The 22,508-nt window shown below is 40.8% G+C and carries 21 protein-coding genes; 12 read left to right on the plus strand and 9 right to left on the minus strand.

What is annotated here, in order from left to right:
- The first annotated feature begins 10 nt into the window (after positions 1 to 10).
- The 4 genes from ACFEL9_RS08735 (at position 11) to ACFEL9_RS08750 (ending at position 8,185) form a co-directional block, all read left to right on the plus strand.
- Positions 11 to 2,485, plus strand: a complete 2,475-nt coding sequence (locus tag ACFEL9_RS08735; protein ID WP_385888477.1) for a GH32 C-terminal domain-containing protein — start codon at positions 11 to 13, stop codon at positions 2,483 to 2,485.
- Positions 2,486 to 2,494: 9 nt separating this feature from the next.
- Complete coding sequence (locus ACFEL9_RS08740) at positions 2,495 to 4,012, plus strand: FG-GAP repeat domain-containing protein (protein ID WP_385888480.1); 1,518 nt, start codon at positions 2,495 to 2,497, stop codon at positions 4,010 to 4,012.
- Positions 4,009 to 5,883 carry an FG-GAP-like repeat-containing protein gene (locus ACFEL9_RS08745; protein ID WP_385888482.1) on the plus strand — a complete coding sequence of 625 codons (1,875 nt, stop codon included), beginning with the start codon at positions 4,009 to 4,011 and terminating at the stop codon, positions 5,881 to 5,883. Before ACFEL9_RS08740 ends, ACFEL9_RS08745 begins: the two co-directional genes overlap by 4 nt.
- A 706-nt stretch (positions 5,884 to 6,589) precedes the next feature.
- Positions 6,590 to 8,185 (plus strand): FAD-dependent oxidoreductase, encoded by a 1,596-nt coding sequence (locus ACFEL9_RS08750; protein ID WP_385888485.1) that lies wholly within the window; start codon positions 6,590 to 6,592, stop codon positions 8,183 to 8,185.
- Between the two features lie 182 nt (positions 8,186 to 8,367).
- Here ACFEL9_RS08750 and ACFEL9_RS08755 read toward each other — a convergent pair whose 3' ends face one another.
- From ACFEL9_RS08755 to ACFEL9_RS08770, 4 genes are all read right to left on the minus strand, one after another.
- Positions 8,368 to 9,045, minus strand: a complete 678-nt coding sequence (locus ACFEL9_RS08755) for a TapB family protein (RefSeq protein ID WP_385888488.1) — start codon at positions 9,043 to 9,045, stop codon at positions 8,368 to 8,370.
- 403 nt (positions 9,046 to 9,448) lie between these two features.
- On the minus strand, positions 9,449 to 9,916 hold the full coding sequence (locus tag ACFEL9_RS08760) for a protein-disulfide reductase DsbD domain-containing protein (protein WP_385888491.1): 468 nt from the start codon (positions 9,914 to 9,916) through the stop codon (positions 9,449 to 9,451).
- Positions 9,916 to 10,470: a TlpA family protein disulfide reductase gene (locus ACFEL9_RS08765; protein ID WP_385888494.1), complete on the minus strand. Its 555-nt coding sequence runs from the start codon at positions 10,468 to 10,470 to the stop codon at positions 9,916 to 9,918. The genes ACFEL9_RS08760 and ACFEL9_RS08765 overlap by 1 nt, the downstream gene beginning before the upstream one ends.
- 47 nt (positions 10,471 to 10,517) lie before the next feature.
- Positions 10,518 to 11,300: a methyltransferase domain-containing protein gene (locus tag ACFEL9_RS08770; protein ID WP_385888497.1), complete on the minus strand. Its 783-nt coding sequence runs from the start codon at positions 11,298 to 11,300 to the stop codon at positions 10,518 to 10,520.
- Positions 11,301 to 11,428: 128 nt separating this feature from the next.
- On the opposite strand from ACFEL9_RS08770, the gene ACFEL9_RS08775 reads away from it, so the two are divergent.
- From ACFEL9_RS08775 to ACFEL9_RS08785, 3 genes are all read left to right on the plus strand, one after another.
- The gene (locus tag ACFEL9_RS08775; protein WP_385888500.1) at positions 11,429 to 12,097 is read left to right on the plus strand and encodes a metalloregulator ArsR/SmtB family transcription factor; all 669 of its coding nucleotides are present in this window, start codon (positions 11,429 to 11,431) and stop codon (positions 12,095 to 12,097) included.
- A 10-nt stretch (positions 12,098 to 12,107) separates the two neighbouring features.
- Positions 12,108 to 13,217, plus strand: coding sequence for an MBL fold metallo-hydrolase (locus ACFEL9_RS08780; protein ID WP_385888503.1), 1,110 nt, complete (start codon positions 12,108 to 12,110; stop codon positions 13,215 to 13,217).
- 118 nt (positions 13,218 to 13,335) lie between these two features.
- Entirely contained in the window at positions 13,336 to 14,616 is a 1,281-nt protein-coding gene (locus tag ACFEL9_RS08785) for an MFS transporter (protein WP_385888506.1), read from the plus strand.
- A gap of 218 nt (positions 14,617 to 14,834) precedes the next feature.
- Here ACFEL9_RS08785 and ACFEL9_RS08790 read toward each other — a convergent pair whose 3' ends face one another.
- On the minus strand, positions 14,835 to 15,524 hold the full coding sequence (locus ACFEL9_RS08790; RefSeq protein WP_385888508.1) for a TVP38/TMEM64 family protein: 690 nt from the start codon (positions 15,522 to 15,524) through the stop codon (positions 14,835 to 14,837).
- Positions 15,525 to 15,803: 279 nt separating this feature from the next.
- On the opposite strand from ACFEL9_RS08790, the gene ACFEL9_RS08795 reads away from it, so the two are divergent.
- Positions 15,804 to 16,361, plus strand: a complete 558-nt coding sequence (locus tag ACFEL9_RS08795) for a DUF4142 domain-containing protein (protein ID WP_385888511.1) — start codon at positions 15,804 to 15,806, stop codon at positions 16,359 to 16,361.
- A 156-nt stretch (positions 16,362 to 16,517) separates the two neighbouring features.
- On the opposite strand, the gene ACFEL9_RS08800 is transcribed toward ACFEL9_RS08795, so the two are convergent.
- Together ACFEL9_RS08800 and ACFEL9_RS08805 are read right to left on the minus strand one after the other, a co-directional pair.
- Positions 16,518 to 17,345, minus strand: coding sequence for a universal stress protein (locus tag ACFEL9_RS08800; RefSeq protein WP_385888513.1), 828 nt, complete (start codon positions 17,343 to 17,345; stop codon positions 16,518 to 16,520).
- An 18-nt stretch (positions 17,346 to 17,363) separates the two neighbouring features.
- A complete protein-coding gene (locus ACFEL9_RS08805; protein ID WP_385888516.1) occupies positions 17,364 to 17,579 on the minus strand; it encodes a dodecin family protein in 216 nt (71 codons plus the stop codon).
- A gap of 451 nt (positions 17,580 to 18,030) precedes the next feature.
- Here ACFEL9_RS08805 and ACFEL9_RS08810 point away from each other — a divergent pair, with 451 nt between their 5' ends.
- Positions 18,031 to 18,855: a Rieske (2Fe-2S) protein gene (locus tag ACFEL9_RS08810; RefSeq protein WP_385888518.1), complete on the plus strand. Its 825-nt coding sequence runs from the start codon at positions 18,031 to 18,033 to the stop codon at positions 18,853 to 18,855.
- 285 nt (positions 18,856 to 19,140) lie between these two features.
- Here ACFEL9_RS08810 and ACFEL9_RS08815 read toward each other — a convergent pair whose 3' ends face one another.
- A complete protein-coding gene (locus ACFEL9_RS08815) occupies positions 19,141 to 19,326 on the minus strand; it encodes a hypothetical protein (RefSeq protein ID WP_385888521.1) in 186 nt (61 codons plus the stop codon).
- 468 nt (positions 19,327 to 19,794) lie between these two features.
- Between ACFEL9_RS08815 and ACFEL9_RS08820 the strand changes: the two genes are divergently transcribed.
- Entirely contained in the window at positions 19,795 to 20,388 is a 594-nt protein-coding gene (locus ACFEL9_RS08820) for a YciE/YciF ferroxidase family protein (protein WP_385888524.1), read from the plus strand.
- A gap of 229 nt (positions 20,389 to 20,617) precedes the next feature.
- Here the strand turns inward: ACFEL9_RS08820 and ACFEL9_RS08825 are convergent, their stop codons facing one another.
- Complete coding sequence (locus ACFEL9_RS08825) at positions 20,618 to 20,989, minus strand: hypothetical protein (protein ID WP_385888527.1); 372 nt, start codon at positions 20,987 to 20,989, stop codon at positions 20,618 to 20,620.
- 99 nt (positions 20,990 to 21,088) lie between these two features.
- Here ACFEL9_RS08825 and ACFEL9_RS08830 point away from each other — a divergent pair, with 99 nt between their 5' ends.
- Together ACFEL9_RS08830 and ACFEL9_RS08835 are read left to right on the plus strand one after the other, a co-directional pair.
- Entirely contained in the window at positions 21,089 to 21,412 is a 324-nt protein-coding gene (locus ACFEL9_RS08830; protein WP_385888529.1) for a hypothetical protein, read from the plus strand.
- A 107-nt stretch (positions 21,413 to 21,519) separates the two neighbouring features.
- Positions 21,520 to 22,488: an MBL fold metallo-hydrolase gene (locus ACFEL9_RS08835; protein ID WP_385888531.1), complete on the plus strand. Its 969-nt coding sequence runs from the start codon at positions 21,520 to 21,522 to the stop codon at positions 22,486 to 22,488.
- The last annotated feature ends 20 nt before the right edge of the window (positions 22,489 to 22,508 follow it).

The following is a 22,508-nucleotide window of genomic DNA, read 5'->3' on the forward strand; positions in this document are numbered from 1 at the left end:
AAACTACTGTATGAGTAAGAAGACTTTTATTGGTTGTATAATGCTAATCTTGCTGCTGCCGGTCGGTGATATAAAAGCACAGGACACCCTGGCTTATTGGGGGCTTAATGAAAGTTCGGGTGTAGTCACAAAAGAATCAGTGGGCAATACGGATTTCACGATAAAAACAAAATGGCCTGTTATTGAAAGAGTGCCCGGTATTCGTCAACAGGCATTGCGGACAGATGGTTATACTTTTTTTGGGGAAGGCAACAGTAATGCTGTATTTCCGCAAGATTCTTTTTCCGTGAGTGCATGGATTGCGTTGGAAACCTATCCTGTAAGTACAGCCGCCATCTGGACCAATGTGGACCCGGTAACAGACAGGGGAGCGTTTATTGCCATTGATAAATTTGGCAGACTGGCTGTTCGATTTACCGTAGGAGCACAGGTTGTCAATTTTACATCCACTTCCACACTTCAACATTACAAATGGAGTTATGTTGTTGTTAACGTCAATGCTACATCGGGAACTATAACAGGTTATGTTAATGCTGTTAAATTCATCAACCAATCCTTTACTCCCGGTTCTTTATCATGGCCGTCAGCCAAAACTTTTCTCGCCAGAAGTTCGTCGAATGAAAAGCAGGATATATTTCCGCTCAATTATCTCAATGGTATTTTAGACGAAGTCATCATTCGCAAAAAAATACTTTCAGCAGAGCAGATTATCAACGAGTACAATTTGCTCAATCCTTCTACGGCTGCTGATCTTTCTGTTCCCGCTTCTCGTTTTGCATTTGATTTCCACCGCCCAAAATATCACCCTGCACCCCAGTCGTCATGGGCTAATGAATCACATGGTTTGATATTTCATAACGGAATGTATCACATGTTTTATCAAAAAAATGGGAACGGTCCTTACTTCTCGCAACAAAACTGGGGGCACCTGGTAAGCACCGATCTGGTGAACTGGCAGGAAAAACAAGTAGCACTTTGGCCGCAGCCCGGGGGATTTGAAACAGTAGGTATCTGGTCGGGTCATGCGGTAAAAGATGATGCAGGTGTGCCCACCATTTTTTATACAGCTGTTGATGGTATAAAAGCTGGCATTGGTGCTGCAACGTCGAACGATAATTTAATGACCTGGCAAAGAAATGTTGTGAATCCCTTAATACCCGCAGCACCGACTGCTTATCCCAATAAAGATTTCAGGGATCCCTATGTATTTAAAGAAGCCAATACCTGGTACATGATCATTGGTACCGGTTTGCAATCGCCACAAGCGGGCACTGTTTTTTTATACCACTCAACCGATCTTGTTTCGTGGCAATTGGATGGTCCGCTTTTTATTGACGAATCTTTTTTAAATGATCCCGGGGTGTTTTGGGAAATGCCGGTGTTCTGGAAATTTGGCAATAAGTATATGTTGCTGGTAAATAAAGTACCGGTGCCTGGTACTGCTGCCAAAGCATTTTATTGGGTAGGTGATTTTGATGGCTCTAAGTTTATTCCTACGAATCACCGTGCACAGAATCTTGAAATCATCAATTCGCTTTTATCGCCATCTGTAAATGTTGATGATCAAAACAGGGTAACGGCAATCGGAATTATTCCTGACCTGTTGCCGGGTTCGGAACAATATGAAAATGGCTGGGCCAATATTTTTAGCCTGCCAAGGGTTTGGCAAATGATCAATGATACCTTGCACCAAAGTCCGCATCCTTATCTTGAAAGGACAAGAGGTACAGCAACAGCTATTAATACTGTCACTGTGCAGCCAACTGGCTCAAACTATCTTAATGTACAGGGATGGCAAATGGAAATAAAAGCAACTATTAATCCCGGTACTGCTACACAAACCGGTTTTATTGTGGGACAAAACGATACCAAAACAGAGTTCACGAAGATCTGGTATGACTATCAAAATCAAAAAATGATAGTGGACAGAACAAAATCTTCTACCAATTCCAATACGCCGAGAGATATCCAGTCGGAATTTTTCAATTTGCCGGCCGGCCAACCTGTCGAATGGCATTTATTTATTGATGGATCGGTGATTGAAATATTTATCAATAACAGGTGGGTTTTTGCAACAAGGATCTATCCTTCGGATAATACCAGTAATAAACTGGATTTATTTAGTATAGGTGGTAATGCAACTGCAACTGCCATTCAAATATGGAACCGCGGCAATTTAGTAACAGGCATATTTGATCCGTCTCCTGAATATAAAATGACCAAAGCATGGCCCGTGCCGGCATCCGAAAAATGTCATATTCAAATACCGGGCAATATAAGCGGTACCATCCATCTTCAATTTTATGATGCCGCCGGCAGAGTGGTAAAACAAATAAAACAGCAGGTGACAACATCGGAAAAGTATATTGAATGGAACTTGCATGGAGATAGTGGAGCAAAAGTGCCGGCAGGAAATTATTATTGTACCATGGCAGTCAACAATACGACCTTTTACAAAGCCAAACTTTTAGTGATAAACAAATAGTGAAACACGATGAAGAGGATAGTAGTTGGTGTTTGGATACTCATTGCTTTGTCTTCCTGCAGGCAAGGCATATTATTTAATGAAGTCAATTCATCACATTCTGGTATCAATTTCAGCAATGATATCCCCGAAAATGATTCTATTAATATCATCGACCTGGAGAATGTTTACAACGGCGGCGGCGTGGGTATTGCTGATTTCAACAAGGACGGTTTACAGGATATTTATTTTACGGGGAACAGGGTAAGTAATAAGCTATATCTCAATAAAGGCAATTTTAAATTTAAAGACATCACTACGATTGCTGGTGTTGAAGGAGAGGAGAAATGGTCGAGAGGTGTTGCTATTGTTGATATTAATAATGATGGCTGGCAGGATATTTATGTCTCTGCTACTATTTTGAAAGATTCTATTAAACGGGAGAATATTTTTTATATCAACCAGGGGTTGAACAAAGATGGAATCCCGGTATTCAGAGACATGGCAAAGGAATATGGGCTTAATGATAATTCACACACAACACAAGCCGCTTTTTTTGATTATGACAATGATGGAGACCTGGATGTTTATCTCGCCATCAATGAAATTATCAAGATTGATCACCCCAACCGTTATCGAAAAATTTTGAAAAAGGGAGAACATCCCAATACGGATAAGTTATTTCGCAATGACTGGGATTCCAGCCAACAACATCCTGTATTTACCAATGTGTCAAAAGAAGCAGGCATTACGATAGAGGGATATGCGCATTCGGTCACCGTCTGTGATCTTAACCTCGATGGCTGGAAAGATGTATATGTTGCCAATGATTATTTATCCAATAATATTTTATATATCAACAATGGCGACGGAACCTTTACCGACCGGGTGAAAGATTACTTTAAACATACAGCGGCCAATGCCATGGGGGCGGATGTGATGGATATTAATAATGATGGGTTAAGTGATGTGATCGAACTGGACATGAACCCGGAAGATAATTACCGGAAGAAAACTATGCTGGGCTCCGGTAATTATCAGAATTATCTCAACAACGATTTTTATGGTTACCAGCATCAGTATGTAAGAAATTGCCTGCAACTGAATATGGGGCAATGTCCGGGCAGTAATGATTCGCTCTCGCATCCTGTATTTGCGGAGATCGGTTTTTATAGTGGTATAGCAGAAACGGATTGGAGCTGGGCACCATTAGTGGCCGATTTTGATAACGATGGCTACAGGGATATTATCGTGACAAATGGTTTTCCAAAAGATATAACCGATCATGATTTTGTGGCTTACCGTAATTCAGCTTTTGCCATGAATTCAAAAGAGAAATTGCTGGAGAAAATTCCCGTTGTAAAAATTTCCAACTATGCTTTTCGCAATAATGGCAACCTGAAGTTTTCCAATGCGACAAAAGAATGGGGTATTGATCAACCGGGATTTTCAAATGGTGCTGCAACAGCTGACCTGGATAATGATGGCGACTGGATGTTATTATCAATAATATCAATGACAAGGCAACTGTATATGAAAATACGTTGAACAACAAAAAAGAAACCTTTCGGCATTACCTCCAAATAAAACTGCAGAGCGATACGCCGAATAAGGATGCTTTTGGTGCCTGGGTGAAAATATATACGGATAATGGTAAGGAACAGGTGTACGAAACAAACCCCGTGAGAGGCTATCTATCTTCCATACAAAATATCGCTTTTTTTGGTCTCGGAAATGCAACTACGGTTGATTCGGTTATTGTTATTTGGTCCAATCATCAACGACAAAAATTAACGAATGTAAAAGCTGACCAGCAGTTGGTAATAAAACAATCCGATGCCCGGGAGATGCATGTGTGGACACAACTACATTATAACGATAGAGCCTGGTTCAGGGAAATCAGTGATTTATTACAGTTGAATTACCTACACCAGCAAAAAGATTTCAATGATTTTAGTATCCAGCGTTTGTTGCCGCACAAGTTTTCGCAGTATGCGCCGCCGATGGCAGCTGGCGATATTAATAACGACGGGATGGAAGATTTAATTATCGGAAGCGGGCGGGGGCAAAACAGGACAATCTTTGTTCAGCAGCCCGCCGGGGATTTTCAAAGGAAAAATTTGATGGAGAACAAGCAATCGGGTTATCCTGTTTATGACCGGGGGCTTCAATTATTTGACGCTGATAAAGATGGTGACCTGGACCTGTATGTTTCGGTTGGCGGCTATGAAGCTAAAGCCGGTTCAGCATCTTACCAGGATAGATTTTTTATAAATGACGGCGAAGGGAATTTTCAGATCGACTCCACCGTTTTGCCATTAAATCATACGAGCAACTCATGTGTAAGGGCAGCGGATTTTGACAAGGATGGTGACCTGGATTTGTTTATAGGTGGAAGAGTAGAACCCGGCAATTATCCAAAACCGGTGAGCAGCTGTATATATCGGAATGATTCGCGGCAAGGTCAACTAAAGTTTACCGATGTGACAAAAGTAATTGCCCCATCATTGCAAAATGCGGGACTGGTCTGTGATGCAACCTGGACAGATTATGACAAAGATGGATGGCCCGATCTTGTGTTGGCGGGCGAATGGATGCCATTGTTTTTTTTAAAAAATCAAAATGGGAAATTCATTGACGCAACAGCCACCACAGGTATCGCTAACAAATTGGGCTGGTGGAACTGCCTGGCTGCCGGTGATTTTGATAAGGACGGAGATACCGACTATGTTGCTGGTAATCTCGGGGAGAATTCTTTTTTGACAAAAGGTGAAAAACTGCCGGTTCATGATTATTACAATGACTTTGATAAAAATGGAATTTTTGAAGGGATCACTACCAAATATTTTAAAGACAACGAAGGAAACATGCGGGAATTCACCACGCATAGCAGGGACGAAGTCGCCGATCAATTGCCTTTTATTAAAAAGAAGACTTTAACCTACAAAGGATTTGCAGAAACTCCTTTTGAGCAATTATTTTCAAAGAAGGAAAAGGAGGGGATGCTTAAACTGACTGCCAATTTTTTTTCGAGCAGCTTTATCAGGAACCTTGGCAATGGAAAGTTTGCAATCACTCCATTACCAGCGATGGCACAGTTGGCCCCGGTTTTTGCTATGGTGCCTGGTGATTTTGATAGGGATGGCAACCTTGATTTGATTATGTGCGGCAATGATTTCGGCACCGAAGTTTTTAATGGACGGCTGGATGCGCTAAACGGGTTGGTGTTAAAAGGAAAAGGCAATGGCGAATTCCAGGCACTGAGCATACGGGAAAGCGGTATTTATATTCCGGGCAATGCACATTCCCTGATTGAACTAAAAACAAGAAACGAGCAGCACATTATCATTGCAGCTCAACATAGCGGAAGCCTGCAGGTATTTGGATTAAATGTTATCAAAGGATTTAACTCCCCCTAATAATTAACTGGGTTTCCCTTAAATTATTCGTCTATAATTTGAGTGCAATTGCGCCTTCAGTCCCCATGGCGCTGAGCTTTATTTATTATGCGATCATTAATGACGATTGGACGATGGACAAGATCATAAAAATATCTGCCGGTAATTTGTAAAAGAAAGATACACTTTACTTAAAGAAGGAATTATGAGGGAAAGGCATTCATACCAGGGATGGAAATTCGATGTATTTTATGGAAGTGGTCGCATTTATTTCAACTAAAAGGGCCATCGTTACTCACGAAGGCCCTTAATTAGATTTAATGGACGGAGAAGTTGAGTGTTGGTTTTTACAAGGATTTAGAACGGTCTTTTCAATGATATTGGATGATTCAACTTCTACTTCAAATATAGAAAGCAAGGGAGACGATGACAAGAGCAAATGTACCAGTGTTGGCACTGGGATTTTACGTATTTAATAACGGGCGTTAATATTTCCGGTTGTTCAATACTGCGGTTTTGTCGGAAGACAAATCAGTAAAGAGGTTTTTTTTACCCCAATAAAGCGAAACCGTTCTTCTGATTTTGAACGATTCAAAATCTTTACATGCTGAAGGACAATGCTATGCCCGGGTTTCATGGGCTGGTATGCGCTTTGTGGTCTTTTCAGCAGCATCATGCGGGTGTTGAATATTGAAACAACCAACTCAACGACTTTAAATTACATGAAATGAGCACGGCAGGAAAATCAAATGCAGGAAGCGTCATAACGTCCGGAGAAAATATTTCGTACTGGATTGACTCCAGGAAACCCATTGAATTTAAAACATTAAATCAAAACATTGACACAGATATTTTGATCATTGGAGGCGGCATAGCAGGTATTACAACCGCTTATTGTCTTGCCAGGGCAGGACGAAATATTACTTTAGTGGAGGACGGCTTTATTGGCAGTGGTGAAACGGGTAGAACAACAGCGCATCTTACCTGTGCATTGGATGATCGCTATTTCCAAATTGAAGAAGTATATGGAGAGGATGACAGCAGGCTGGCTGCGGCATCTCACACTACGGCCATTGACTGGATAGAGGAAACGGTTGGCAATCTAAGCATTGATTGTAATTTCAAACGTGTAAGTGGTTATTTGTTTCCCGATCCTTCTGATGAGATTGAAAATCTTCAAAAAGAATTTGAAGCCACCAGGAAAGCCGGGCTGCGTACGGAATGGCTCGATCAAATTCCCGGTATCAGTTCTGAAAGCGGCCCCTGCATTCGTTTTCCCAGGCAAGGCCAGTTTCATATCATGCAATACTTAAATGGTCTTGCCAATGCAATTGAGAGACTTGGCGGAACGATTTATACCCAAACAAAAGCAACGGATATTGATGATGGCGGTGCGAAATGCAATGGCTTTAAGGTTTCGGCACAACATGTTGTGGTAGCTACCAACTCACCAGTGAATAATATGGTGGCCATGCATACGAAACAATTTCCTTTTCGCACCTATGTAATTGGAGCAAAAATTCCAAAGGGAACTGTAGAACCTGCAATGTGGTGGGATACCGGCAACCAGCACTCAAAATGGTACACCGCACCTTACCACTATGTTCGCACCGAACAATATGATGAGGAATTTGACTTACTCATTTCCGGAGGTGAAGACCACAAAACAGGCCAGGCTGATGATGAAAATATCCCGGAAGAGCGCCGCTATGATCGTTTGATCAGCTGGACCAAAGAACATTTTCCGATGATGACAGAAATTATTTATAAATGGTCGGGACAGGTGTTGGAGCCGCTTGATTACATGGCATTCATTGGAAAAAATCCCGGGAATAAAAATGTTTATATAATAACAGGTGATTCAGGTAACGGAATGACGCATGGTACCATTGGGGGAATTTTAATTTCAGACCTGATCCAGGGCAAGGAAAATGCCTGGGAAAAAATCTATTCTCCAAAACGATTACCGCTGAAAGTTCCGGGGAAATATTTAAAAGAGATGGCAGATATGGCAGCTCAATATGCCGACTATTTTGTAAAAGCGGACGTTCATGAAACCGATGAACTAAAAGCCGGAGAAGGTGCGATTTTGAGTAAGGGATTGAAAAGATTTGCGGTTTATAAAGATGAAAATAATGAATTGTTTGCTTTCAGTGCAGTATGCCCGCATCTTGGCTGCGTGTTGCAATGGAATGCTGATGAAAAATCATTTGATTGCCCCTGTCACGGTTCCAGGTTTACCAAAGAAGGTAAGGTGATCAATGGGCCGGCTATTGCTGATTTAAAAAGAATAGAATTGCATGAGCATCATTCTGCAGAATAATGCAATATTTGAATCTGGTTCTTAACTGCCCTGTCTAATTGGGGTCTTCCTGAAAAAGCAAAACAGAATTAGATTTTGAGCGGCAGCAGATAAAATGATTGCCGCTTTTTCGTTTTTTACAGAGTGGTTTTAAGGGAAATTGACATGGAAAAATCCTTGCGAAAGAGAATATATTATCTTCCTTACCGTATAGCTGTAATCTCCGTTTTGCCACCTCCCGATTCCGTTTTCACCACACCAAATCCCGGAACATACCATTCTGTTACGTCCATATTGATAGGAATACCAATCCCAATCTTCATGGTTGTTTTGCTTTGGTAGGTGATCTTATAGGCCTCCCAGGTTCCGGCAGGCGTGTTGATAGACTCTTTACCCGCTACTTTCCGGTCGGTGATCACAATGGATACATTACCGCCAAGCCCACTCTCCATTTTAAAATCCATGCTAAACCGGCCGTCTTTAAGGGCATCGCCTTCTTTCATATTGGAGGGATATTCAATGAACACATTGCTGGCAGATGCCGAGGCATTGCCCATTTGCTGCTGCTGGGCTGAAGGGATGAACATCTTCATATCCATCATCAGCACGCCGCCGGTACAGCTCACCCTGTTGCTGGCTTTTGAAATAGTTTTTCCTTTTGTGTCGGTAAAATCCGAATTAACCGTTGCTGTAGTTGTACCGCCCGCTGTAGACACATCGGATATTGCATAAGTCATCTTGCCACCTACTTTCCCTTTCTTGTTATAGATGGTCATTTCGATAGTCTTATTATTCTGGAGATAATAATAATCCTTGCAGGTTTGCGCAACAACTACATTGCCTGCCAGGCAGAGCAGCAGCATTGAAAGAAAATATTTCATGACAATGGTTTTAGATAGGAAAGGTAAAAAGAGATAAGGGAAGTGAAAATTCCACTTTTGGGGGAGGAATTAAAGGGCATCCGTATGGCTTTTCTTTTTTGCTTAGGAAATGCTATCCTGTATTTATTCAATCACAACTTTGATATCCGGTAATCAAAAGGTAAGTCACCATAGTGGCGGAAATTTATTGTTACGTCAACGGAGTAAAAGATCAAACCACAAAAAACAATAAAAGCCTGTTTATTGGAATGTTGATACTGGTGGACATTACTTTCCCATCGGCCAAATTACTTTCACGAAAGGTGTTAATGATGGTCCTATATCATACTCCTGGTATTGCATCGGCGATTTAAAAATTAATATTCATATGATTTCAACTAGCTATTTAAGTAGTAGTATTATGCTATAGTACTGTTACAGAAATTATAAAATCAATGCTTTTAGGGAAAAAGCAAGTTCTGGAATCACATGCCTGGTAGCGAAGTTTGGCATACAATGGATATTTTCCTTTTTGAATTTTTTCACTTGCCTTAAATGGTATTGTAATTTTGAAGTTTCCATCATATACCAACAGATAATTATCCGTTCCTTCCAGTTTGAATTTTTTTCCCGGGGGAAATGAGTATTTGCCTGTCGTTATTATTTCTCCTGTATTCATTTCAAGCGTGGTAGGTACTATAAATTCGTCAATTACTTCATGGGACTGGATATGAAATCCCTTCTTTACAACAACATAAACATTTATTGTTGCATTTTCCCCGGCATGAACAATAACTTCCGGCGCTGTTAATTTTATAATACTGTCAGCGCCGCTTTGATTATTGAAAGGAAAAAAATGAAACAGGAATATTAAAGGCCAATGTACCATCATCAGTTTTTATCTTTCAGCAATTCATCCAATTTTTGTTTTAGTTTGGTAAGTTTTGCATCAAAACTTACTGTATTCAGCAAAGAATAAAACCTTATTTTTCCTTCCTTGTCAATTATCAGGTTAGAGGCAATCGGCACTTCGTGCCTTGCAAGAGCCGGTTGTACCTCTTCGGGCGCATATTTTACTGATACTGTTCCATTCGTATCCAGTAATACAGGAAATGAAAAGTGGAAACGGGCCAGCGACTTTTCGACCAGGTTCTTATCTTCTTTTACATCTATTATAAATACCTGCACATTTTTGTTCCGGTATTTTTGGTGAAGTTCTTCGAGGAATGGTGCTTCTGCATTACAAAAAGGACACCAGGTTGCTGCAAAGTGAATCACTACATACTTTCCTTTCAATTGGCCCAATGAATATGTTTTATCGTCAATCCCCTTAAGTTCAAATAAAGGAGCCGGCTGGCCAATCAAGGGTTGCTCATCCTGTGCATATAAAGCAACGGTAGCAAAAAAAATACACATACCGCTTAGAAATTTTAAAAGGCGTTGCATAACATGGGATTTTAATTTTCAGCAGTTCTTTGTCTGCATCCATAGTTTTATTTTTTTTGTGCGAATAGCGATACGCTTTTTACGCCATAGTCTTTTGACGCACCTTTGGCTGATTTGGATAAAAAATGATAAGAGGGGTTAGTTCGAACCTTCAGTAATTGTAATCCACTTTTTTCAATGGCTTGTCGGTAATTATCCTGCTGGCTGGCGCCGCCTATACAGGATGCCCACAGTGTGGCATTGCCGACAACATTTTGCGGCAACTCTTTTTCGGTTACAATATCAGCTATAGCCAGGCGGCCATTGGGTTTTAGAACCCTGCTGATTTCTTTAAAAACTTTTTCCTTATCGGAGCATAAATTAATCACACCATTACTGATCACTACATCCACACTTTGACCGGCAAAAGGAAGTTTTTCGATATAGCCTTTCCGGAAAGAAACATTTTCAATACCAGCTTCCTTACGCAAACGTTCCGATTTTTCCAATTGCTCATCGGTCATATCCACACCCCACACTTGTCCGGAATTTCCAGTTTTCAAAGCTGCTATGAACGCATCCGTGCCAGACCCGCTGCCCAGGTCGAGTACCGTTTCTCCTTCTTTAATGGATGCCAAATCAAAAAAATAGCCCACACCGGCAAACGATTCTATTGCGGGAGAAGGAATGCGGTCCAGGTCTATTTGTAAATAGCCGAGTTTTTCCGCAAGCTGGCGACCCATGGCAAAATGATATTCCTGTTCGGGGTGCAACGCTACATCGCGATACATATTTTTTACTTTTTGCTCAAGGTCCGCAGTATCAAGCTGACTGGTTGCAATTGGTTCCATAATAATCTTTTTTATTTTTTAGAAGACGATCATGCATAATAGGAAGAAAAGTTGCGCTTCACCTATCTATTCAATAATTTTATTGAATAGTTGAATTTACTTATTTTTGAGCAATATTTCTACTAATTATGGAAAAAAGAATTTTTAAGGACAAAGTGTATTCCATCCTGGCGAATATGATTAAAGCGATGGCCAATCCGCACCGGCTTGAGATTATTGACCTGCTGGGCCAGGGTGAAAAATCAGTGGAGGAAATAGCAATTGATACCGATATGTCCGTTGCCAATACATCGCAGCACTTACAGGTGTTGAAGGCAGCCAACCTTGTGGAAATAAGGCGCGGAGGGAATTTTATTCATTACAGGCTAAGCCATGAAGAAATTTATAAGTCCTGGCAAACATTGAGGGAATTAGGGCTGGAAAGAATGGCAGAGATGGAAAAGCTGATTAAAGATTTCAGGGAGAAACGTAATATCCTGGAAGCAGTAAAAATAGATGAACTATTGAACAGGCTAAAATCAAAGAATATTGTCTTATTAGATGTTCGGCCGGTGGGGGAATATAACAATGGGCATATTCCCGATGCCATTAATATCCCGGTCGAAGAATTGTCAGCTAAACTCAAAAAGCTGGCTAAGAATAAGGAATATATTGCCTATTGCAGGGGCCCGTTTTGTGTTTTTGCGGATGAAGCTGTCACCCTGCTTATAAAGAAAGGGTTTAAAGCCAAACGCCTTTTTGAAGGTTTTCCCGATTGGAAACTGAAAGGATTGCCAATTGAAGTAACCAACTCTTAATGATGTTAATATGAAAAATAAAGAAATGAAGATTGATGCTGAAACCCTAAGAATATGGCTTGAAGAAAAAAAGCCGGTGTTTGTTTTAGATATAAGACCAAAAGAGCAGCGGGAGGAATGGCAAATACCGGACAGTCATTACCTGGATGCTTATAAACGTTTGAATGAGGGGGATAAGTCCGTTTTGGACGAAATCGGGATTCCGGATAATTCAAAAGTGGTAACAGTATGCGCTGCAGGCAGAACAAGCCAAATTGCCTCCGATGCTTTAAGGGAAAAAGGTATTGATGCCTACTCCCTCCAGGGAGGGATGAAGGCCTGGAGCGGGGCCTGGAATGTAGCTCAAAAGCAGTTTTCGGATTTTGAAGTATTGCAGGTAAGACGCACCGGAAAAGGGTGCCTTTCTTATATAATTTTCTCAAACAATGAAGCGATTATTATCGACGCTTCTATTCCTCCACAGATTTATGAGCAACTGATAAATCAATATAAGCTTTCTGTCAGGTACGTCATTGAGACACACATTCACGCAGATCATCTCTCCCGGTCTAAACAAGTAGCTGATCTCTTTAAAGTTCCGCTTTTCCTTCCTGGTCCCAATAAGGTGCAGTTTCCACACAATCCAATAATTGAAGATACAAGGTTTAAAATTGGGGCAGTTACTTTAAAACCCCTTCATACTCCAGGACATACCTTAGAAAGTTATAGCTTTTATATTGAGAATGTTATTGTGATTACAGGCGATACACTTTTCACAAACGGAGTCGGCAGGCCTGATCTCAAAGCCAGCATCGAAGAAAGCCGGATTAAGGCCGGCTTATTATATCACTCCTTAAGGAAATTACTTTCACTCCCTGATAATGTATTGATACTTCCTGCTCACATTAATAAACCTGTAGATTTTGATGGCGTCATGATCAGCACGACAATTGGTGAAGCAAAGAAAAACATAGCCCTATTAAGCAGCAGTGAAAATGATTTTATCAACGGGCTTTTGCAAAAAATACCACCAACTCCTGCAAATTATTTGTCGATCGTAGAAAAAAACCTGGCTGGTGAATTTTCCAACAATGAATCGTTTGAACTGGAAGCTGGCGCAAACCGCTGTGCTGTATCATAAATATAAAGGACACTCTATTATCAGATAAATAATATTGTCAGGGTATCTGAGAAGCTATGGAGAAAAGAACGACGGGATTCCGGATGCTCAGTTTATTTCAAGTTGAAAATATCTCAGGATGAAACAAGTACAATTAGGATTAAAAGAAAACTGGAAGCAGTTTACGTTGCTGGTAATCATTAATGCTTTCGTTGGCGGCATGATCGGATTGGAAAGAAGTATCCTTCCCCGGATTGCAGATGTTGAATTTCATATAGCTGCGAAAACAGCGATTCTTTCATTCATTGTAGTTTTTGGAATAGTAAAAGCAATTACGAATTACTTCACCGGCGCCCTGGCAAATAGATTGGGACGAAAAAAACTATTGACTATTGGTTGGCTGATTGGCATTCCGGTTCCTTTTATATTAATGTTTGCCGATAACTGGAACTGGATTGTCGCCGCCAATGTTTTATTGGGCATCAATCAGGGTTTAGCCTGGAGCAGTACGGTAGTAATGAAAATTGACCTGGTTGGTGAGAAGCAACGAGGTTTTGCAATGGGGCTAAATGAATTTGCCGGTTATATTTCCGTTGCATTGGTTGCTTTTCTTACAGGTTGGGTTGCGTCAGAGTATGGTCTTCGGCCTTATCCCTTTTACATCGGCGTGGTGTTATCCCTTTTTGGTTTCTTTTCGAGTTGGTTGTTGATAAAGGATACAAAACATCACGTCGCAGTAGAAACTACTACCAGTAAAATACCCAGGTTGTCAAATATTTTCTGGCAGACAACCTGGAAGCATAAAAATCTTGGATCTGTTACCCAGGCTGGTTTGGTCAACAATTTAAACGATGGGATGGCATGGGGGTTATTTCCAATTTTATTGGCATCAAAAGGCTTCAGTATCGGACAGATTGGAATAATAACTGCTATTTATCCCGCGGTCTGGGGAATAGGCCAATTGTTTACAGGAAAAATGGCCGACTACTTCTGCAAAAAGGATTTGCTTTTCCTTGGAATGATATTGCAGGGATTGGCATTAGTTGCTTTGCTTTTTGCTGATAACATGCCGCACTTTATTGCTCTTTCTGCTATTCTTGGCTGGGGTACGGCAATGGTATATCCTACATTTCTCGCCACGGTTGCTGAAAATACGCATCCTGCAGACAGGGCTAATAGTTTGGGGGTGTTTCGGCTTTGGCGGGATCTGGGTTATGCCATTGGGGCCATTCTCACCGGCATTATTGCCGACACATTTGGAATTAATGCTTCAATCCTGGTAATAGGCTTGCTTACACTATTTTCTGCAGGAGTTATTTTTTATCGAATGAAATGCAGTGACAAAAGTTTCGTAATGATTAGGGATTGGGTTCGGAATAAATTTTCCAAAACACATCAAATTAGGTATAAAAGTATTTGAGCTTTGCCAACTACTGAGAATAATCCTGGTAAGCGTAATTCCAACTGTTTAACTGCCTGCTGTTTCCTACAGGTTATCTTCCGGGCAATGATTTTTTAGCAGCATTTCTTTTAAAAATAGTGAACCTATTCATCATTATTCATATCTCTGAATCAATTGAAGTATAAAAAAGAGTAATAGCGTTTCATTACTCCTTCTGCCAGGATTAAAATTATTATTCAAATTTTTACCGGGCTTGTAGCCTTCTTCTTTTTCTTCTTTTTATCAATGATGATGTAAATAATCAGAATAATGAAAGAGATGACTGCAATCCAGATCAACGAACTTAAAATTTTGCCATTTTTTCCATAAATAGCCAGTAATACTATTAGTGGCGTGATGCCGCCCAGGGTGGCCAGTATGTATTTGCTATACCTCATTTTTAGAAGGCCCGCAACAATGCTTAATGAGTCGTTTGAAAAAGATGAAATACGGGTAATAGCAATTGCAGTTACCCCATATCGCCTGATAAATTCACTTGTTTTCTTCTGTACCTTCTCGCTCATTAACTTATGCACAGTCACGGGGCCTAAGCGGTTGCCAATCAGATATCCTATTGATGAGGATGCGAAAACTCCCAAAAAAGAAATCACAGCACCCCAGAAAGGTCCATAGCTGATGATGGCAACCATCATTACAAATACATTGGGCACAATAAAGAGAAACATCTGCAGGACCATGATCAGTATGATCACAACAGGGCCAAATAACTTAAACCTGGCCACCCATTCGCCTATCCGTTCTTCATCGTCGCTGGTTAATATATCAAAGGCTTCCCTGATAAAATTTTGAAAAGAAGGGATAATAAAGTAGAGACTAACAAGAATTGTAAGTGCGGATAATGAAACAAGTAAGGGCAATTTCTTCATCCTTTCTTTTTGAGGGACCAATAACTACCTGAACCAGATTATTTACTCTTAAAACAATTTGCAGACCAAAAAAGGCAGCAGTACTTAGGCAGGAGTATCTTTTTGCTTTTCTAAAATTTGGGAAAAAATTGCAAATAGGTAAAAGATATCCTTATATAACTGCTGCTGTGCAAGCATGACAACAGGCATACTCTCTATAAATCGGTTACAAGCGGCACAGTTTTTATAACGCCTTTAATTGAGCAGATTAGATTTTGGAGACATTAAAATTTTTATTGTATGAAAACAACCAGGCAGTTAAATTTTATCCCGGCTGCTGCAATACTGGTTTTTGTAACCTGCAATAATGATGGAAGTGTTAACAGGTCAGGAGCTGATACCACAGTTACTGGAAGTACCCGTGAGACCGGGGAAGAGGACTTCGTGACGGACATAGCAGATGACAACAATGCAAGATTAATTCTACTGTTAAATGCCGGAGTCAGCAAAGGCATGGACCAGGAGGTCAAATCAACTGCACAAAAGATGCTGCCGGATCATAAGAACCTAAGTAATGAGCTTAGGGAGTATGCTCAAAAGAACAATATTGTCCTGCCTGATCCGGATACTTCCAATGCAGTTACCATCAGGGAAAAAGCCGGTGTTGAATGGGATGAAGAATGGGCTGATGAAGTAGGCGATAACCAGTTGCACTTATTGAATCGATTTGAAAAGGCCCACCGGCAGATTGATAATGATACTACGCTCAAAAAAATTATCGCTAAGACATTGCCTGTTTTGCAATCTCACTATGATGCTTCCCAAAAGCTTGAAAGCAGGTTGGATAAAAGCAATTGATTTCGTGTTATAAAAAAAAGAGATGGTATTATACCAGCTCTCTTTGCTTTTCTAATCGTAAGGCAGGATGCACCGGATGATAGATTCTTATAGTTCCGGAAGTGCATGCAAGGCATTCCAACCATAAAACGTGTCGCCCGCTATTAAGCCGCATCTTTATTCATGAAGAATTAATAAAGGTATAATTGATTGATAGATCAACTTTTCTGTCTTGCTGCGGTGAAAGAGCTGTTGGATAAAATTGTAATTCCTGCGAACAGTGATGATCAGGGAGATATAATTTTTTTCAGCATAATCGATTATACCGCTGGTAATATCCTCTCTATCGATAAATGCATATTGGGGTCTATACTTGTCGAAAATGTGGTGCAGATGGTACATTTCTTCCGGTGTTTGTGGTGAAAAATGCCGGTTTTTATTATCTACATTCACCACAAATAAAGGCGCATAAAAAAACGCAAGAATTTTATCCAATGAATCAAGGGGTATTGTTGCTGTTACTTCGTTAAGATCACAAGCAAACAGGATACTGCGTATCGGTTCGATGGGTGCTTCAGCCGGAACAATAAGCACTGGATACTTGCTGGTTTGCGAAACAGTGACAGCATTACTCCCAACAAATAATTTTTCAAATTTTGATTTGCCGGTAATACCCATTACTACCATGTCTGCTTCTTCTTCTTTGCAGATATCATTAATGCTTTCACCCAATGAAACAGCTTCCAGTCTTGTTCTGATTATAATGTCATTATCTGTTAACCCGGATAATTCTTTTTGCAGATCTTTTAATTGCCTCAATGAAACGTCATAAGAATCCTTATAAGGGGTATTCTCAAGAGGCAGGACGGTGGTAGGCACCATTGTTTGGTAGGCATGAAGCAAAACAATGTGACGGAATTTATAATGACTTGCCAGCATGCATCCGTACCTGGCGGCGTGCTTTGCGGATGCTGAAAAATCCGTGCAAATGAGCAGCGTTTTCATATGCTAAGCTGGCTTTTATTATTCCGCTCTATCCGGATCAAGCCGGAATGAAATTTTACAAATTACCCCATATGTAACTATCCGGCCATCTTTAACATGTGCCTTGATGTCTTTTACGAACACAGAGTCAATATTATGGATTGTTTTTGCTGCTTCAGTCACAGCATTTTGGATGGCATCATCAACACCCTTTGCAGAAGATGCTATTACTTCTATCACTTTTACAATGGGCATAAAAAAAATTTAAAGGATCAATACTATTGAAAAAACAAGGTTAGAGAACCAGGCTATGGGTTTTAACCACCGTAGAATTTTATTTAATCTGCGACAATTATGATACCAACCTGGCTACAGACTCTCCAACCATGACAGCGAAATGTAGCACATGCCTGGTCCGGCGATTCATAATGTGGAATTTATACCGAAATATCCGGGTTTGAATTCAAAAAGTACAGCGTTACGGAATTGGGTTTTAGGGTATGCCCTTCATGGATTTTCAGCCGAATTGGCCCATTTTTCGAATGGTTTTATATAGCTCACAGTTGTATACAATTTTATCGCTGACTATATTATCAGAGTCAATTTTTTTCGACAGATTGGCTGGGGGATAAGCACAGTCCGGCTGTTAAATGATTTTGCCCAGGATTCCGTCAGCAGGAAGTAAAAGGAGCAACTAAAATTTCAAATGAAAAGTAAAGCCCATATCAAAGGTCACCCGTTACATCCCATTTTGGTTGGTTTCCCAATAGCCTTTTTTGTGGGTACTTTATTTTTTGATGTACTGGGACTTGTATATGACCGAAATGATTTTCACAGCACGGCGATGTATTTACTGATGGCCGGACTTGCCTTTGCCTTGTTGGCTGCGATTCCTGGTGTAATTGATTTCGTTTACGTTGTTCCGCCCAAGAGTTCGGCCAAAAAAAGAGCCATTAAACATGCCCTCATAAATATAATAGTGCTGGCCATTTTTGGCTTGGCATTGTTGGCACGAACAGATAATAGAGTATCCATCGGCGCAATAATTGGATTGGAAATAGCCGGCGTTGTTCTTTTGGGTATTGCAGGTTGGCTGGGAGGTACATTGGTCTATCGCAACCAGATAGGAGTTGATATACGGTATGCCTACGCCGGTAAATGGAAGGAGGAGTATAAAAATGTGAGCGAAGCAAATGGCGAAGTTGTAGTGGCCGGAATTAATGAATTAAAAGTTAATCAGATGAAGCTCGTTCATATACAGGGCAAACGAATTGTGATTTGCAAAACCGAAAAAGGATATACGGCATTTGACGATCGTTGCCCGCATCGGGGTGGTTCATTAGCTGCGGGTTCTATGATATGCCGGACAGTGCAATGTCCCTGGCATGGATCGCAATTCGATGTACATACCGGCAGGGTCATGGCAGGTCCGGCCGAAAAATCTATTAATACTTACCCGGTCAGGACATCTGGTACAAATGTATTTTTAGTTCTATCAAATGAACATCCCATAACCGGGTCGCATAGCTAGAAAAAATACTGTCGCTAAAACGTTGTTTATTTAGACATGCTCTTTATTGAGATGCCTGGCTTAGAAAATATGTTAAATCGGATCGTTTTTTTTTTAATGGAAGAAATCATAATTCATATTTAACTATCACCGGGGACGCCAACCCGGATTTAAAAGACAAGGTTGATCTTGAATATAATGTGACAGTTAAGGGCAAATAGATTATCGCCTTGCAGGAATTATTCCTGTTTATAGGATCTTATTGATTGCAATTGTAACCGCAATAAAGAAGAAAGGTCAAAAGCTTTATTGGCTATTGGGATCCGTTTCCTTCAAAAGATGCCCGAGCCGAGCCTTCAGAATTTTTATGTACCGGTTCATTTTTTTGACTTCCTCAAATACAATTCCTTGCTGGATCGCTTCTTTGACCTTTGCCTCTTCCTCGGTTATCTCATGGCGAAGCTGATTTACATTTTCTTCGATGATGTTCATTTCAATAGATTTTCATATAAAACATCGAACGCTAACATAATGAGCTGGCTACTTATCCTGTCATGGATTTTAGTATTTAAAAGTTACAAAAAAATGATGATGGACAAATCTATGATTATCCACAAAAAAGGAAAAGTTTTACCCGCTGTATTGGTTCGGCCAGCCGCCCCGGCACTGCGGCATCCAGGTTCGGGTCGTCTAAAATTTTGGGGATGGTAAAATAAAACAGCCGGGCTATTTTTTAATTACTATCACAATACCTGTGAATGTTACATAATTTACTGCAAGATGACTTGTGACTACTTTCGATTATGGCTGAAACTACCGATGGCTTTACTCACTTATCGTGCAACAAACTCCCCATTATCACCCGGTCAGTTGTATATTAAACAAGGATCACTCATGGCATATCGTTTGTGCCCTTTTTAATGATTGAACATTTTTTTTAAACAAATAAATGATATAGTGATGCCAAACACAAAAGCCAGGAAGTCAGCTACCGTGCGAACCAGGAAATCAACTGGTTCTTCATCACGTAATGAATCCAATTCTCAGCTGGAAAAGTTTTTTACGGATTCGCTGAAAGATATTTATTGGGCTGAGAAACATTTGACAAAGGCTCTTCCCAAAATGCAAAAGGCAGCCACATCGCAGGAGCTTAAGGATGCTATTGACGAACACACGGCGCAGACAGAAGAGCATGTGGCCCGGTTGGAGCAGGTGTTTGAAATGATGGGTATGAAGGCGCAGGCAAAAAAATGCGACGCTATGGAGGGATTGCTTAAGGAAGGAGATACCGTGGTGGAGGAGACCGAAGAAGGGAGTATGACCAGGGATGCGGGAATTATTATTTCTGCTCAAAAGGTCGAGCATTATGAAATAGCCACTTATGGTGGATTGGCTCAACTGGCCACTACCATGGGTAAGACAGAAATAGCAGAAATTTTAACTTCTACCCTGGAAGAAGAAAAACAAACAGACGCCGGCCTTACAGAAATTGCAGAAGGCAGCATCAACTGGAAGGCTGAACAGGAAGACAATACCGAGGACGATGACGCCTGATTAGAAAGTGATTACAATTTAGCGGCAAGCCGGGTTGTTTATAGCCCGGCTTTTTTTGGAGACTGAAAGAGGTTCGGTCTGCCCGCAGATGCTAAAATAGCTATACCAGTAAAAACAAAGTGAAACTTTAAGATTGACTTTTAAGGAAGAAGGAGGGACACCGGCAGCAGGTTTCAAATTTTCTTCAACCGGCTCAGCAAAAATAGCCAGGCAAACAGAAATACAAGTTCTATAAAGCCATCCAGTTGATAGATCCATCTAATGGTTCCCCAGGCCGTGTAATAAAGTCGATTATGGCTAAACCAGCCGGAGTCAATGTGCCTAACAGCAACACTACCCAAAAGTCCCTTTTTAAAAGCGGGCCAGGCAGGATACCGGTACCGATCGGGACCAGCAATGCGGCTACCGTTTTTACCAGCCAAATATCAGTTTTCGGGCCCGTACGGCCATGAAACTCTTGATATCCACAAGTGCCCACAACGCTGTGAGAACGGTATACCCACCCTGCACGAAACATAATACCGTATAGACCCACTTTTCCATGAAAAGATTTTTTAATCTTTCGCTGTAAAAAACGTTTGATAAATATGGAATTTATCAATAAATATCTATTTTAACATTGTTTCCATTGCTGTCTGATGACACATTGTAGCAAAAGAAATTAGTGATAGTTTGACTTAAATGTTGAATTTAACTTATTATGACCTCCGATTTAGCGATTGCCCCGACTTTGATCAATGTGGAGACAGCCATATTAGCTAAATGCCTGTTGCAGGATGCATGGACTACCTGTTTGGACCGGTTGGCCCAGCGTTTTCAGGCTGGCCGTATGCCGCTGGAAGAAAAAATAATGCTCGAGAACATGTATACTTCTTTTTTTTACAATGCATTCTACGCCCCGGTTAAATCATATCCTGATATTCGAAGTCTGCTGGTAAGCACCAAAAAGATGTTGGATATGCTTAAAGCTATTGATGAAGATGCCTGGTTCAATGTTATTTCGACAGGTAAGGCGGACCGATAATAAAGCGGAGATATTTAAACTCCATTTTTAATAGTAGGACAATCAATTGTTGGTGATATTAATTGACTGAGGTCGGGGCAGATTCATACAGTGTAATCGACCAAACCATGCAAAGACGAAGCTTCCTTAAATACAGCAGCACCCTGTTTGGGGTGTTGCCATTGATGCAGCCGACCCGGTTGGGGATGTTCAATACAGGGTTTCGCAGCATTGAAGATGTTGTTAGCTTTAACATCGGAGTTTTTAAATGTACGGTGTTTCGGGATTTTATGTTCCGTTACCAGGCTAAGGATTTTTTCATTAATGCCAGCCAGGAGGAGTTGGCTGCCGCATTAGATAAACACCAGGTAACGCCGGACAATATTCCTTCGCCTTTTATTGCCGTATTACTGCAGCAGGGGAAAAAGAAAATACTCATCGACACGGGTGTTGGTTTTTCAGAAAAGCCTGTTACTGTCAGAGGTGATTCTGTATTATTCAGAGGACAATTGCAGCAGTTGCTACAGCAGGAAAAGATTACAGCAGGTGAGATTACTGATGTGATCATTACACATTTCCATCCCGATCATATCGGAGGACTATTTTCAGAAAACGGGCAGTTGAATTTTCCCAATGCCCGATTTTATATGCATGAAGACGAATGGAATTACTGGCACTCATCAAGGTCCGACGAGCAGCCGGGTCAGTTTAAGCTTTTTATCGAAAAGAATATTACAACACTCAAAGGGCACGACCTGCAGTTAATCAGGGGCGATTGGGTAGAACTTCTCCCAGGCATTACGGCGTTGAAGGCTGAGGGGCATACTCCGGGACAAATTGCCCTGATCGTTCATTCCGGAAATGAACACTTATTGTATATATCGGATGCCTTTCTTCATCCGCTTCATATCGGGCGAACCGATTGGCGCACCAATTATGATTTAAGCCACGAGCAGGCGAAACAGTCCAGGATTAAACTACTCGAATTGGCCTATAAAGACAACATGCTTGTCAATGCATTTCATTTTGATTTTCCCGGACTTGGACGAATTGATAAGTTTAAGAGCAATTGGATTTGGAATTATTCGGCAAAATAAAACAGGCCCGCTTTGACACG

The organism is Terrimonas alba (assembly GCF_042434975.1).
In the GTDB taxonomy this organism is placed as follows: Bacteria; Bacteroidota; Bacteroidia; order Chitinophagales; family Chitinophagaceae; genus Terrimonas_B; species Terrimonas_B alba.